This window comes from Mesorhizobium sp. M2A.F.Ca.ET.042.01.1.1, assembly GCF_003997405.1.
Taxonomy (GTDB): Bacteria; Pseudomonadota; Alphaproteobacteria; order Rhizobiales; family Rhizobiaceae; genus Mesorhizobium.
Genome location: NZ_RZRX01000185.1, coordinates 1 through 13,113 on the forward strand (window position 1 = coordinate 1; position 13,113 = coordinate 13,113).

The window sequence follows — 13,113 nt, forward strand, 5'->3', positions numbered from 1 at the left end:
GCACTTCTATATGGGCCTGCTTCGCGAGGACGGCACGCCCAAGCCGGCGCTCGAGGAATTCGTGCGCCACACCCCGCAAATGGGCCTGGTGCAGTGGTTCCATTACGAGGATCACCGGCTGGACGACGCTGTTGCCTGGATGGAGCGTCTGGGTGTCACCCACCTGCGCACCGGCCTGTCCTGGGCCGACAGTTTTCGGCCGAATGCGCTGGACTGGTTCGACCGCCAGATGGAAGCGCTGGCCGGCTTCAACGTCAACGTCACCTTCTGCTTCACGCCGGAGCATCGCGGTCTTCAACCTCATCACACCAGCCCGCCCCAGATCCCCGAGGAATTTGCCGAGTTCTGCGCGGCGATGATCCGTCGCTACGCTCCGGCGATCGGCGACAACATGGCGACGACGCAGCGCGTGTCGGCGGCATGGTGAAGCCCCAGATCAACGATGACGCTGACTGTCCTCAATGTCGCCTACCCTCTCGCGCCCGTCGGGCCGGATGCGGTCGGCGGGGCCGAGCAGGTGCTTTCGGCGCTGGATCGTGCGCTGGTCGAGAAAGGCCACCGTTCGGTTGTCGTCGCCTGCCAAGGGTCAAGCACGGCCGGCGTCCTGGTGGAAACACCAGCCGAGGCGGGTGTGCTCGATGAGGCGGCGAAAGACCGTGCTCATCAAGCGCATCGCGACGCGATAGCAGCCGCCCGCGCGTGCTGGCCGATCGACGTCGTTCACCTCCACGGGATTGACTTCGACGCCTATCTGCCTTCCGACGGCCCAACCCTGGTGACGTTGCCCCTGCCGCTCGGCTGGTACCCGCCCGAAGTGCTGGCGCCGTCACGCGAGGACCTGTGGCTGCATGCAGTCTCGCAGGCGCAGCACAGGACGGCGCCGGCGGGATCGAGACTTGCGAAGCCTATTCCAAACGGTGTTGACATCGAAGCGCTGAACGAGCCCCGGTCGCGGCGCAATTTCGCGCTGGTGCTCAGCCGCATCTGTCCCGAAAAAGGCATCCATCTCGCGCTGGAGGCAGCCAAGCGCGCCGGCGTGTCCTTAGCGATCGCTGGCCAGGTCTATCCCTACGAGACCCATCTGCGCTATTTTGCCGACGAGGTCCGCCCCCGGCTCGATCGCCAGCGGCGCTTCCTCGGGCCACTCGGCTTCTGTGCCAAGCGGCGGCTGCTCAACAGCGCACGCTGCCTGGTCATTCCCAGCCTTGCCCCCGAAACAAGCTCGCTTGTCGCGATGGAGGCGCTCGCCTGCGGCACGCCGGTCGTCGCGTTCCCGAACGGCGCCCTTCCCGATGTCATCCAGCACGGCAGGACCGGTTTCCTTGTCAATGACGTCGAGGAGATGGCGAAGGCCATTGTCGCTTCCGGAGCGCTGGACCACGAGGCATGCCGTGCCGAGGCGCGTCGCCGCTTCTCGCTTGAGCGCATGATCCCGTCCTACATGGATGCTTACGAAGCGCTGGCGAAGCTTGGCACCCGTCGCGCCTTGCTGGGAACCGGCTGATGGGCGGTCTGTGCACCGAAATCATTCGTGACGCGAGAGCATTCGAGGACCTGGAGCCGCATTGGTGGCGGCTCTGGCGGCGGAGCATCTCGGCCACGCCGTTCCAGTCTCCTGCCTGGCTCATTCCGTGGTGGCGGACATTCGCGCCCGGCGACCTTGCGGCCATTGCAGTGTGGAGTGGAGACGCCCTCGCCGGCCTGGCGCCGCTCTATGTCGAAAGGCATGATCGCGGTCAGCGCCTGCTGCCCATCGGCATTTCTCTAAGCGACTACCTCGACATCTTGTGCGTGCCGGAACTGGAGGCGGAGGCTGGCGCCGCCATTGCCGGCGCGGTGCTCTCGCTCGAATGGTCGCAATGGATCCTGCCCGACCTCCCGGCTGATGCCATGTCGCTGAGCCTTGAGCTGCCGAATGCGCAAGAGTGCCGGTCGATGGCGCACGCCGCCTGTCCCGTGCTGCCGCTCGATGGCGATCGAACCCTGGCCTACTCGGTTCCGGCGAGGCGAAGGCGACAGTTACGCCGCGCCGAGCGAGCTGCCCGGCGAAGGGGAGCCGTTGTCGTCAGCCGCGGCGAGTCCGATCCGCAGATATTTCTCGACAGGCTGATCCGGCTGCATGGCGCGCGCTGGGCCGGTCATGGCGGGGGCGTGCTATCCGCCGCGGCTGTGGAATTTCATCGCAGGGCCCTGCCGCGGCTTGCCGATAACGGCCTGGCGCGATGCCTGACGATCGAGATCGGCGATGCCGTCGTCGGCGCCTATTACGGATTTCATCACCGCGGCCGGGCCTATGCCTATCTCGGAGGTTTCGATCCAGCCTATGCCGAGGAAAGCCCCGGCGCGATTCTGATCGGCAATGCCATCGCCGAAGCCGCCAACGAACGCGCGCGCGAGTTCGATTTCCTGCGCGGCCGTGAAGGCTACAAATATGGCTGGGGCGCGAACGACCGCTGGACAGCGCAAAAGGTGTGGACGCGGGGCGCGCCGCCGTGACCCCCGCGAGGCAAACCGGCGCGATCGCCAGGCGCCTGCTGGAGCACTACATGGCGGACGGCCTTTCGGTCGACAACGCGCTGGCCAGACTGGCCGTCTGTATCGACAAGACGACCAGCGCGGCGCAACTGGCGGATGTCGCCCTGGACATGCGCCCGCGCCATGTGTCCCGGCGATGCTGGCTGGAAGGCATCGCCACGATGCTGCGTGACAAGGCCGACGCCTTCGACGCCGTCCGCAGGGTCGCTGCCTGCGTGTCGCATGACCCTGCCAGCGGCGAAACGGCCGCCATGACCGTCGAGCGGCTGGCCGGCGGATTCGATCGGGCGGCCGCCATATCTCCGGCCGCCAGCGTGCAGCTGTCGTCGCTGGATGACGAGGACAGGCTCTCGGCCACAACCGGCGAGATTGCCTTGTGGCTGGAACGGCAAGGCATGCTCGGCACCCGCAACCGCATATTGGACATCGGCTGCGGCATCGGGCGCCTCGAGCATGCGCTTGGCGCCATGGCGGGACGTATCGTCGGTATCGATATCTCGCCCCGGATGATCGCCATCGCGCGCCGGCGATGCGCCGGTGTCGCCAATGTGGAATTCCGCCTGACCACGGGCCTCGATCTCGGTGACTTTGCCGATCAAAGCTTCGACGGCGTGCTGGCTCTCGACAGTTTTCCGTACCTGGTGCTTGCCGATGTTGCCGAGCGGCATTTCGGCGAGATCGCGCGCGTGCTGCGGCCAGGAGGAATGGCGGCAATCCTCAACTATTCCTATCGGGCGTCGCCGGACATCGATTCCCGCGATATCAACCGTCTTGCCGATGGATTTGGCATGGATGTCTTGGTCGATGGCGAAATGCCCTTCGGCAGTTGGGACGGCACGGTCTTTCTTATCCGCGTTGGCGGCGGAACATAACGCGCGGGCGGCAGTTCGGTCGCCGAGCAGTTTCACGCGGGCAGCCCAGGAGAAGAATAATGGCAACCGGCGGTAAGAAGCATATGGGCCGCGGCAGCCAGGGCAAGGGCTCCGGAACCGGAGCGAAGACGACGCTCGCAAAGGACATGGTCGGCGAGAACGAGGTCCTGTCCAACCGGGACAAGAAGCAGCATACGGAGCAACGCGGCCTCGACGGCAACCGGATCAAATCCGATCAGTACCAGGACCACGCGGCGAACCGTCTGCCTAAGGAATGAGTGCATGCTCGCGGATCGCCTTTTGCCCCGAAATCCGATGACTGCGATCCGGAAATCCCACAGCTTGCGTCGAGCGCCTTGCAAAGGCCGGTCGGGTATGCCTCAGTGAGATCTGAAGGGGCCTCTATTGTTAAGAGAATGCGATGTCTCGCCGGAGCCAGCGCGATCTATGCGCCCAGGCAATCCAGAGCCTGGACCAGGAGATCGCGTCCCTGTTGACCGCCATCGAGCGGGAGAAGGTCCCTGACCGGCTGACTAGGCTTGCACTCGAACTGCAGAACGCGCTGATCGAAAAGCGCAAAGGCGATATGACGGCTGAGCGCGGTTGAAGACGTCGCGGCAAGGATGCGGCATTACTCCGAGACATGGCCGAAGGGCATTGGCATTGCCTGCTGTCGCCGTGCCAACATGATCGGTGGAACATTAACATAAGTGAATCGTTGTTGCCGGTTAGGAGTCATCCCGATGGCGCAGGATGGCAGAACTCCGGAAGTGGACGAACTCGTTCGGCGGCTGGTCGCAACGACGGGCATCACCGAAACGCAGGCGCTTGAACTTGTTTCCCTGCTCGGTCTGAATTGGGCCTCGCTGATGAGAGAGGCGAAAGTCCTGAAAGCAACTCAGCGCCGGTAGGCTGCCTTAGCGTCTTGCGCCTTCAGTATCCCAATGGTCGTCCGAAAATTGACGTCGTCGCTCGATCAGCGCCTGCGGCGAGCTTTCCCCGAGGAACTCCAGAACACCGGCACGGGCGCGATTGAGACGGCTTTTGACGGTGCCGACAGCGCAACCGCATATCTCAGCGGTTTCTTCGTAGCTTACCCCCAGCACGCCGATCAGTACCAGAACCTCACGCTGATGGGACGGCAGTTTCTGGATGGCTCGATGCACTTCCTTGCTTTGGACGGACCAATCCTGCGACGGCTCCGAGATCGGCCGGCTGGAGGCGCAGTCAAGCAGCCCGGGCGCCTCCCTGGCCGCTGCCTTGACACGCGTGTAATGCGTGTTGCGCATGATCGTGAAGAGCCAGGACTTCAGCCGCGTGCCTGGCTCGAACTTGTCCAGGTTGGCAAGCCCCTTGGTCAGTGTCTCCTGCACGAGATCGTCGGCGTCGTCGGGCACCCGACAGAACGTTCGCGCAAAAGCCCGCAAGGCAGGAATAAGATCGACGACGGAGACCTCACCGGCGTCAGGGTTCGACAAATTATGCTCTCTGGGTGACAATTTTCCGGGCCCAGCAAACAGGAGTGGATGAGATACAGACTAGGGAAAATGCCTGAGGAAAAGGAACGTTCCTGTTTTCCGTCGCTCGGCCGAAAACTTTTGGCCAAGGGGCTCCACCCGCTCGCCTTCCAGACGGCAAAGCTACAGCGTGCAGGGGTGCACCAAAGCGACTGGATGCGCACAGCGGTCGTGAATCGAAGCGACCCACACATCTGATGAGCGGGATCGCTAAATCGCTCGGCCCAATCTAGAGGGCCCCAAATCCGGACGATATTGAACGGATATGGCCCGATAAGCGATCCGAAGCTGTCAGCCGTCTTGAGTCAAATCAGACGGCGCCAGCGGATTCATGCGTTCGAGCGTCCGGTCATTCAAGGCGAACTGATGCCAGATCGCGATCAGAGCATGCAGGCCCGCCAGCCACAGAATCAGCGTTCCGCCGGTTTCGTGCAGATCCGCAATCTCGCCTGGCGCGCCTTGCACCGGGGCCGCCAGGCTCGGCAGGCTGATGCCAAGGAAGGAGACCGGAACGCCAAGCCTGGAGGCGGCATACCAGCCGGTCAATGGCAGCGCGACGAGGAGAAGGTAAAGGACGGCGTGCCCTGCACGCGCCGCGAGATTGAGCCAGCGTCGTTGAGGGTCTTCGACGCGCGGCGCGGCGCCGACCCATCGGGCGAGCAGACGAGGAACCACCAGCAGCAGCACGGCGAGCCCCACTGTGAAATGAACGTAGGAGGGATCGGTCCGCGCGTCAGGACCGCTCACGGCCGTGAACCACGCGACGATCACGAGCACTGCCGTCAGCCAGTGAATTGCGATCGTGATCTGCGAGTAACGATGCATGAGGTTGCCTTCGACTTCCTTTCGCGCCCACACTCGCGCGAGCGCTTATATGTTGCCGGCACCGGTACCGCGGCGCCGCTCCAAAAGCAGCTCTGGCTGGCAAGGCTTGTGGGTTCAATCTGGCCTTTCGGTGAACGCGCCTTCAGCGCGCCATAAGAACCGTCAGCCCTGGGGCCTCGATCATGGACTTGGTCACGCCGCCGAAAATCCGCTCGCGCAGCCGGGAGTGGCCGTAAGCCCCCATGACCACGAGCTCGGCGCCAGTGTCGGTGGCATGCTGGCGAAGAACGTCGGCGACGGAATGGCCCGAACTCGGCAGGCGATCGACCGCGACCTTCGCGCCATGCCGGGAGAGATAGGCCGCCAGATCCGCTCCCGGCTCCGCGCCATGATGCCGTTCGTCTTCGATCGGATCGATCATGGCGATGCGGACCTCGTCGGCGGACGACAGGAGGTCGAGCGCCTCCCGCACGGCGCGCGAGGCTTCCAGGCTGGCGTCCCAGGCGACAAGGACGCGTTTCGGTTTCAATGTCGCGCGCACTCCCTGAGGGACCAGCAGGATAGGCTTCCCGGACGAGAACAGGCTGCCCGCAAGGACCTTATCCTTGAGCAAGCCGCTTGCGAGCATCTCCGGTCCGACGATGGTCAGGTCGGCATAGCGGGCCCGCCGACCGATGATCTCATCCGTCCAGGACTGCTCCGGGTATTCGCTGCCGAGGTCGGCCGATACGGGGCCTTCCGACAGCATCCTGGATACCGCCGAGCCGCGCTTCTCCAGGGTTTCCATTTCGGCTTCGCGCTCCGCGAGCCAGGCCGGCGAGACCACCGCTGCGTATTCTCCGCCAGACGGAGGCGCCGCAATGACCACGACGAGCACGGAAAGATGCGCGTCGATTTCCTCGCACAGTCCGGCGGCGAGCCTCAGATCACCGTCTCCATGATCAGGCCCTGTAACCGTGAGCAATGTCTTGAATGGCATGGGGGCCGCTCCTTGTTCGACAACACGGAATGCAGCCTTAGCGAGCCGGTTGGAATCCTTCCTTGCGCTGAATCAAATCGTCCCTCGCAAGATTGATCCCGGTCAACGTGCGTGCGCTTCGCATGGCTTAGCCTGACACCGATGGCTGGAGGCAGATCAATGAGATTTCGGATGACGATTGGTCTTTTCGCGCTGACGCTGAGCGCCGCGGCGGCGCAGCAGATGAGCAATGGACAGCAGGAATATCTGAATTCCTGCGCGGTCTGCCACGGCGTGGAAGGCAAGGGCGACGGGCCGATGGCCGATGAACTGCGCAAGCGCCCCGCCGATCTGACGACGCTGACGAAGCGCAATGGCGGGGAATTTCCCTACTGGCGGGTCTACGCCACGATCGACGGTCGCGGTCTCGTCCCGGCGCATGGCGAGCGCGACATGCCGGTGTGGGGCAACCAGTTCCTGCCTGACGACGTGAAGAAGTACGGCCCCTATGGCGGGGAGGCCGTGACCACGGAACGCATCCATAACCTCGCCGGTTACGTCCAGACGCTTCAGCGTTAGTGACTCCTGCGAGACCTCGGTCGGCGGGCCGAATGAGGATGCAAGCAAAGGCCAAGGACATACCCCAATGATCACCGAGAACCAGGATGTCGTGGTCGAGATGCTGAAGAACCCTGCCAGCCATGGCGAGGTTGGTCCGGTCGAGACGATCGAAACACATATTTCCCGGATCTTCCTCGTCGGGCGGCGCGCATTCAAGATGAAGCGGGCGGTCAAGCTGCCCTATGTCGACTTTTCGACGCCGGCGTTGCGGCTCGCCGCGTGCGAAAAGGAAGTGGAGCTGAACTCCGCAACAGCGCCCGGCCTCTATCTCGATGTCCACAGCATCACGCGCGCGGGAGACCGGCTTGCCCTGGACGAGCCGGGAGAACTGGTCGACGCCGTCATCGAGATGGTCCGCTTCGACCAGTCCAAGCTCCTCGATCGCATGGCCGCGGCGGGGGAGTTGACACCCGCGCTGATGACAGGCGTGGCCCGCATGATCGCGCACTATCACCGCGGCGCCGAAGTGATCCATGCCAGCAGCGGGTCGGCGAATATCGGCGGCGTCCTCGAAATCAATTCGGCCGGATTCGCGACAAGCCATGTGTTCGACCGAAAGGAGATCGAAACCCTCAACGCCGCGTTTCGCAACGCCCTTTCCCGCCATGCCGGCCTGCTCGACCGGCGCGAGGCGGCAGGTCGGGTCCGCCGCTGTCATGGCGACCTGCATCTGCGCAACATCTGCGTCTTCGATGGCGAGCCTCGCCTTTTCGACTGCATCGAGTTCAATGATCAGATCGCCACCGTCGATGTCCTCTACGATCTCGCATTCCTGCTGATGGATCTGTGGCATCGCGGTTTTCCGCAATTCGCCAATCTGGTGATGAACCGCTATCTCGACGACGCCGATGACGAAGACGGCTTCGTTCTCCTGCCTTTCCTCATGGCGGTGCGGGCGGCGGTGCGCGCGCACGTGACCGCGACGCAGGTCGAGGAAGCCAGCCAGGATTCGACAAAGCTGATTGCCGAAGCGCGATCCTATTTCCACCTCGCGCAAACCCTGCTTGCCGAAACGCCGCCTCGGCTCGTCGCAATCGGCGGCTTGAGCGGCTCGGGCAAGACGACGGTCGCCGAGGCGCTCGCCGCTCAGATCGGCGCGCCGCCCGGCGCCCGTATCGTCGAGAGCGACCGCATCCGCAAAGCCATGCATGGCGTGGCGGCCGAAACGAGGCTGCCGGCCAAGGCCTACCGGCCCGGCGTATCGGAACGCGTCTACCGCCAGATAGCCTGGCTCGCGGAGCTTATCCTTGCCGAGGGCGGCTGCGTCGTCGCCGACGCGGTCTTCGACAGGCCGGAGGATCGCGACAGGATCGAGCGCGCAGCGGCGGGGACAAACGTCCCGTTTGCGGGATTTTGGCTGGCGGCGGACCCGTCGGTGCTTTGGCGCCGGGTCAGCGAGCGCAAGGACAGCCCCTCCGATGCCACGATCGACATCCTTTCGCGGCAATTGCAGCGCGATGCCGGTCCGATGACCTGGCGCAAGATCGAGGCCGACCGCAAACTGGCCGAAATCACGGCCGAGATGGTGGCCTCGGTCGAGGGCGCCGTTTTATCCGCGGCCGGCTTCAGGAAGACCGGATCATAAAGCTGTCACCCGCTTACAGGAATTCCAAGAAAAGTGTGCGCGGTTTTTCGTCAGCGTCAAAACAAGGAGATAGAGCGTTTCGCCATTTCCGTGAAACAGTGAAACGCTCTAGCGGACTTCCAGCGTCGCCACCGACAGGCCGGGCTCGCCCGGGTGGTGGGCGACCGAGAAGCCGAACTCCAGGCACATTGTGAGCATCTTGCGGTTTTCGTTGAGGATCGTGCCTTCGATGCGGCCGATGCGTTCGGCCTTCGCATAGTCGATGACCTGTTTCAGCAGATCCCATCCCAGGCCATGGCCTTGCAGGTCCGACCGCACGAGCAGCGCATATTCACCGCTCCTGTGATCCGGATCGCAGGAAAGCCGGCCGATTCCCGCCAGCGCTCCCGTGTTCTTTTCAAGCGCGACGAAGGCAATGTCGCGGTCGTAGTCCAGCTGTGTGAGCCGCTTGAGCATCTGGTCCGGGAAGTTCTTCCGCAGCGACAGGAAGCGCAGCCTGAGGTCGTCGGGAGAAATCTTCGCCAGGAACGCAGGATAAAGCGCCACGTCCGCCGGCATGATTGGCCGGATGTGAAAGGTCATGCCGTCCGACTGGAAATCACGGCTCCATCCCGACGGATAGGGCCTTATGGCAAGCGCCGGGTTCGGCGCCGGGTCATCCACCCGTCGCGGATCGATCTCGATACGCGCATCGAGCGCAACCACGCCTTCGGCATCGGCCAGCAGCGGGTTGATGTCGAGGGAGACCAAGCAAGGGAAGTCGACGATCATTTGCGACAGGCCATTCAGCGCGGCGATGATCGCGCCCCGGTTGGCCGGCTTGCGATCGCGATAGCCGGCAAGCAGGCGGCCTATCCTGGTCGCGTCGATCGCGTCTCCGGCCAGCACGTCGTCAAGCGGCGGCAGGGCGATCGCGGTATCGTTCACGACCTCGACCGCCGTGCCGCCGGCGCCAAACAGAATGACCGGGCCGAACATCGGGTCGAGATTCATGCCCAGTATGAGTTCCTGAGCATGCTTGCGCGCGACCATGGCTTGCACCGTGTAGCCGTCCGCCTTCACCTGCGGCGACCGCGCGCGCAGGCGCGTCTCGATCGACCGGGCGGCCTCCGCGGCCTTGTCCGCGGTCGCGATGTCGAGGACCACGCCGCCGACATCCGACTTGTGCGAGACCACCTTCGACAGCAATTTGACGACCACTGCTTCAGAGCTTTCGAGAAGCTCGCCGGCGGCCTGCGCCACTTCCGCCACGGATCCGGCGACGATGGTCCGCGGCACGAGGATTCCATAGGCTTCTATCGCCGCTTTTGCTTCCGGCTCCGTCAGCATGCGTCGCCCTTCGGCGGCCACCTGCCGGAAGATGGCGTGCGCCGACGCCTTGCCATCGGCCCGGTCGCCGCCCTGGCTCGAGGGTGTCCGCAGGAGCGCCCGCTGGGCTTGGGACCATTCGCCGAGATAGGACGCTGCGATCGCCGCGTCCTCCGGCGTCTCGAAGCTCGCGATGCCGGCTTCCGTCAGGACGCGCCGGCCTTCGCGCGCGGTATGCTCGCCGAGCCAGCACGCGAGAAGCGGTTTTCCGCCGATCTCGCCGTCGTCGCTAAGCTCGGCGACCTTCCTGGCCGCGTCCGGCGAGGAACCGAGCCCGGTGGGGCAATTCATGACCAGGATAACGTCCGTCCCCGGATCCGCCGCCAGAGCTTCGAGCGCCGCCCCGTAGCGCTCCGGCGCCGCGTCACCGACGATGTCGATCGGATTCGCATGCGACCAGGTCGGCGGCAGCGCACGGTCGAGCCGCTCGATCGTCGAGGGCGCAAGTTCGGCCAGCTCGCCTCCACGATCGACGATCTTGTCGACGGCAAGCACGCCGGCCCCGCCGCCATTGGTGACGATGCCGACCCGCGCCCGCTCGAGGGGAGCGTGACGGGCGACCGTCCCGGCGGCATCGAGCAGCTCGGCGAGATCATTCACACGCAGCACGCCTGCCCTGCGCAAGGCGGCGTCGACCACCCTGTCGGCGCCCGAAAGCGCGCCGGTGTGTGTCGCGGCCGCCCTGGCCGCCTGCTCGTGCCGGCCGGGCTTGATCGCGATAACCGGCTTGAGGCGCGCCGCCGCCCGCGCGGCCGACATGAATTTGCGGGGATTGGGTATGGTTTCGAGATACATCACGATGGCGCGCGTGTGGAAATCGCCCGCCAGCATGTCGAGGCAATCCCCGACATCGACGTCCGCCATGTCGCCGAGAGAGATGATCCGGGAATAGCCGACATTGTTCTCGGCCGCCCAGTCGATCAGCGATGTGGCGATGGCGCCGGACTGCGAGATCAGCGCAATGTTCCCGGGCCGCGCAGCCATATGGGCGAAACTGGCGTTGAGCTTCGCCGGGGGAACCATCAGCCCGACAGTGTTCGGGCCAATGATGCGCATGAGCGGGGGCTTGGCCGCATCGAGCATCGCCTGGCGCAGACCATTGGCGTGATTGAGCCCCGCGGTGATGACGACGGCGGCTCGCGTCCCCTTCTCGCCCAGTTCCCGCACGATATCGGGCACAGTCTCGGGAGGGGTCACGATCACGGCCAGATCGGGAACCCCCGGCAGATCTGCGACCCTGCCGTAGCAGCGGCGGCCGGCCACCTGCGCATGTTTGGGATTGACCGGCCAGATCTCCCCCTCGAAGCCGCCGCCAACGATGTTGTCGAAGACGACGCGGCCGACCGAGCCAACGCGCTCGGTCGCGCCGACGACAACGACCGATTTCGGTGAGACCGCGTATTCAAGATTTCGGATAGTCATTCTGGAGAACTCCTTGCCGCCACATTCACCGAAGGCGGCTGGCATTCATTGCGCTGGATCAAAGCGTCATCCGACCCCCACGGCTAGCTACTGCCCTCAAGCTGTCCCTGCTGGCGAAGATCGCCATGGAAGGAGGATCCGATGAGCTATTACTTCAGCAAGAGCCTCGACATGCCGCTCGCGGCGGCGATCGAACACGTCACCAAAAAGCTTGCCGGCAAGGGCTTCGGCATCCTGACGAGGATCGATGTCCAGCACACGATGAAGGTCAAGCTCGGCGTCGACTTCAAGCCATATATGATCCTCGGCGCCTGCAATCCTCATTTCGCGTGGCGCGCGCTGCAAGCCGAGGACAAGATCGGCGCGATGCTGCCCTGCAACGTGATCGTGACCGAGACCGCCCCCGGCAAGACCGAGGTGGCGGCCGTCGATCCGATGGTGGCGATGGGAGCGATCGACAACCCGCAACTTGCCGCGACGGCAAAGGATGTCCGGCTTTTGCTGCGGGAAATGATCGACGAGCTTTGACGGCCGTCATGAACGAATCCGTGCTGCGGCGCGCGCTGCTGCTCATAGCCGTTCTCGGCCTGGCGCTCGGACTGGGCGTCTGGCAAAACGGTATCGACATCGCCTCGCCCGATGTGATCTGGACAGCGGCAACGTTGCCCGTCGTGGCGGCGCTTGCCATCTCGATCCTGCGGGATTTCTGGATCGGCCGGGTCGGCGTCGATGCGATCGCGCTGGTTTCGATGTCGGCGGCGATGCTGCTTGGGCAGGCTTTGGCGGCGGTGGTCGTCGCCATCATGTATGCCGGCGGCACCGTGCTTGAAGATCTGGCGCGCGGCCGGGCGGAGCGGAATCTCAGGGCTCTGACCGACAGGGCGCCGCGTGTGGCGCACCGGAAATCCGCACATGGCACCGAAACTGTCGCGATCGACCAGGTGGCGGTCGGCGACGAGCTTCTGGTGCGCGCCGGCGAATTGCTGCCCGTGGACGGCGTCCTGATCGACGCCTCGGCCCAGCTCGATGAGTCGACGGTCACCGGAGAGCCCCTGCCGGAGCGACGCGGCGCCGGCGACGCATTGCGCAGCGGCACCGTCAATGTCGGCGAGGCCTTTGTCATGCGGGCCTCGGCCATCGCCGACAAAAGCACCTACGCCGCGATCGTGCGCATGGTCGCCGCCGCGCAAACCGCCAAGGCGCCGTTCATACGCATTGCCGACCGTTTTGCCCTGCTCTTGCTTCCGGCCACGCTGCTGATCGCCGCCATCGCCTGGTATCTTTCCGGTGATCCGATCCGCGCTCTCGCCGTTCTGGTGGTCGCGACGCCCTGCCCGCTGATCCTCGCGGCGCCCGTCGCATTCATCGGCGGCGTGTCGCGTGCCGCCCGCGCCGGCATCCTCATGAAGG

General features: G+C 64.6%; 13 protein-coding genes and 1 pseudogene. 10 read left to right on the top strand and 4 right to left on the bottom strand.

The genetic code is table 11. The features are described 5' to 3' along the window. From EOA23_RS23995 to EOA23_RS35765, 6 genes and pseudogenes are all read left to right on the top strand, one after another. Nucleotides 1-427, top strand: a pseudogene (locus EOA23_RS23995) (beta-xylosidase); the annotation flags it as partial. A gap of 15 nt (nt 428-442) precedes the next feature. Further along, nucleotides 443-1,504 carry a glycosyltransferase family 4 protein gene (locus EOA23_RS24000; RefSeq protein ID WP_127305971.1) on the top strand — a complete coding sequence of 354 codons (1,062 nt, stop codon included), beginning with the start codon at nt 443-445 and terminating at the stop codon, nt 1,502-1,504. Next, nucleotides 1,504-2,496 carry a GNAT family N-acetyltransferase gene (locus EOA23_RS24005; RefSeq protein ID WP_127305972.1) on the top strand — a complete coding sequence of 331 codons (993 nt, stop codon included), beginning with the start codon at nt 1,504-1,506 and terminating at the stop codon, nt 2,494-2,496. The genes EOA23_RS24000 and EOA23_RS24005 overlap by 1 nt, the downstream gene beginning before the upstream one ends. After that, the gene (locus EOA23_RS24010; protein ID WP_245474321.1) at nt 2,493-3,407 is read left to right on the top strand and encodes a class I SAM-dependent methyltransferase; all 915 of its coding nucleotides are present in this window, start codon (nt 2,493-2,495) and stop codon (nt 3,405-3,407) included. The genes EOA23_RS24005 and EOA23_RS24010 overlap by 4 nt, the downstream gene beginning before the upstream one ends. A gap of 59 nt (nt 3,408-3,466) precedes the next feature. Continuing rightward, nucleotides 3,467-3,685 carry a hypothetical protein gene (locus EOA23_RS24015; RefSeq protein WP_042647226.1) on the top strand — a complete coding sequence of 73 codons (219 nt, stop codon included), beginning with the start codon at nt 3,467-3,469 and terminating at the stop codon, nt 3,683-3,685. A 465-nt stretch (nt 3,686-4,150) separates the two neighbouring features. After that, entirely contained in the window at nt 4,151-4,318 is a 168-nt protein-coding gene (locus EOA23_RS35765; protein ID WP_189341686.1) for a hypothetical protein, read from the top strand. A gap of 6 nt (nt 4,319-4,324) precedes the next feature. Here EOA23_RS35765 and EOA23_RS24025 read toward each other — a convergent pair whose 3' ends face one another. The 3 genes from EOA23_RS24025 to EOA23_RS24035 all read right to left on the bottom strand — a co-directional run bounded on the left by EOA23_RS24025 (nt 4,325) and on the right by EOA23_RS24035 (nt 6,728). Further along, nucleotides 4,325-4,885, bottom strand: a complete 561-nt coding sequence (locus EOA23_RS24025) for a sigma-70 family RNA polymerase sigma factor (protein WP_042647223.1) — start codon at nt 4,883-4,885, stop codon at nt 4,325-4,327. Nucleotides 4,886-5,215: 330 nt separating this feature from the next. Continuing rightward, complete coding sequence (locus EOA23_RS24030) at nt 5,216-5,749, bottom strand: cytochrome b/b6 domain-containing protein (RefSeq protein WP_127305973.1); 534 nt, start codon at nt 5,747-5,749, stop codon at nt 5,216-5,218. A 142-nt stretch (nt 5,750-5,891) separates the two neighbouring features. Beyond that, nucleotides 5,892-6,728, bottom strand: a complete 837-nt coding sequence (locus EOA23_RS24035; RefSeq protein WP_127305974.1) for a universal stress protein — start codon at nt 6,726-6,728, stop codon at nt 5,892-5,894. A 171-nt stretch (nt 6,729-6,899) separates the two neighbouring features. Here EOA23_RS24035 and EOA23_RS24040 point away from each other — a divergent pair, with 171 nt between their 5' ends. Continuing rightward, nucleotides 6,900-7,286 (top strand): c-type cytochrome, encoded by a 387-nt coding sequence (locus EOA23_RS24040; protein WP_245456187.1) that lies wholly within the window; start codon nt 6,900-6,902, stop codon nt 7,284-7,286. A 67-nt stretch (nt 7,287-7,353) separates the two neighbouring features. Further along, nucleotides 7,354-8,913: a bifunctional aminoglycoside phosphotransferase/ATP-binding protein gene (locus tag EOA23_RS24045; RefSeq protein WP_127305975.1), complete on the top strand. Its 1,560-nt coding sequence runs from the start codon at nt 7,354-7,356 to the stop codon at nt 8,911-8,913. Nucleotides 8,914-9,021: 108 nt separating this feature from the next. On the opposite strand, the gene EOA23_RS24050 is transcribed toward EOA23_RS24045, so the two are convergent. Continuing rightward, complete coding sequence (locus tag EOA23_RS24050; RefSeq protein WP_127305976.1) at nt 9,022-11,703, bottom strand: bifunctional acetate--CoA ligase family protein/GNAT family N-acetyltransferase; 2,682 nt, start codon at nt 11,701-11,703, stop codon at nt 9,022-9,024. 141 nt (nt 11,704-11,844) lie between these two features. On the opposite strand from EOA23_RS24050, the gene EOA23_RS24055 reads away from it, so the two are divergent. Further along, the gene (locus EOA23_RS24055; protein ID WP_127305977.1) at nt 11,845-12,231 is read left to right on the top strand and encodes a DUF302 domain-containing protein; all 387 of its coding nucleotides are present in this window, start codon (nt 11,845-11,847) and stop codon (nt 12,229-12,231) included. A gap of 8 nt (nt 12,232-12,239) precedes the next feature. Continuing rightward, nucleotides 12,240-13,113 (top strand): HAD-IC family P-type ATPase (locus tag EOA23_RS24060; RefSeq protein WP_145966471.1); only part of this gene is annotated, 874 nt, incomplete at its 3' end.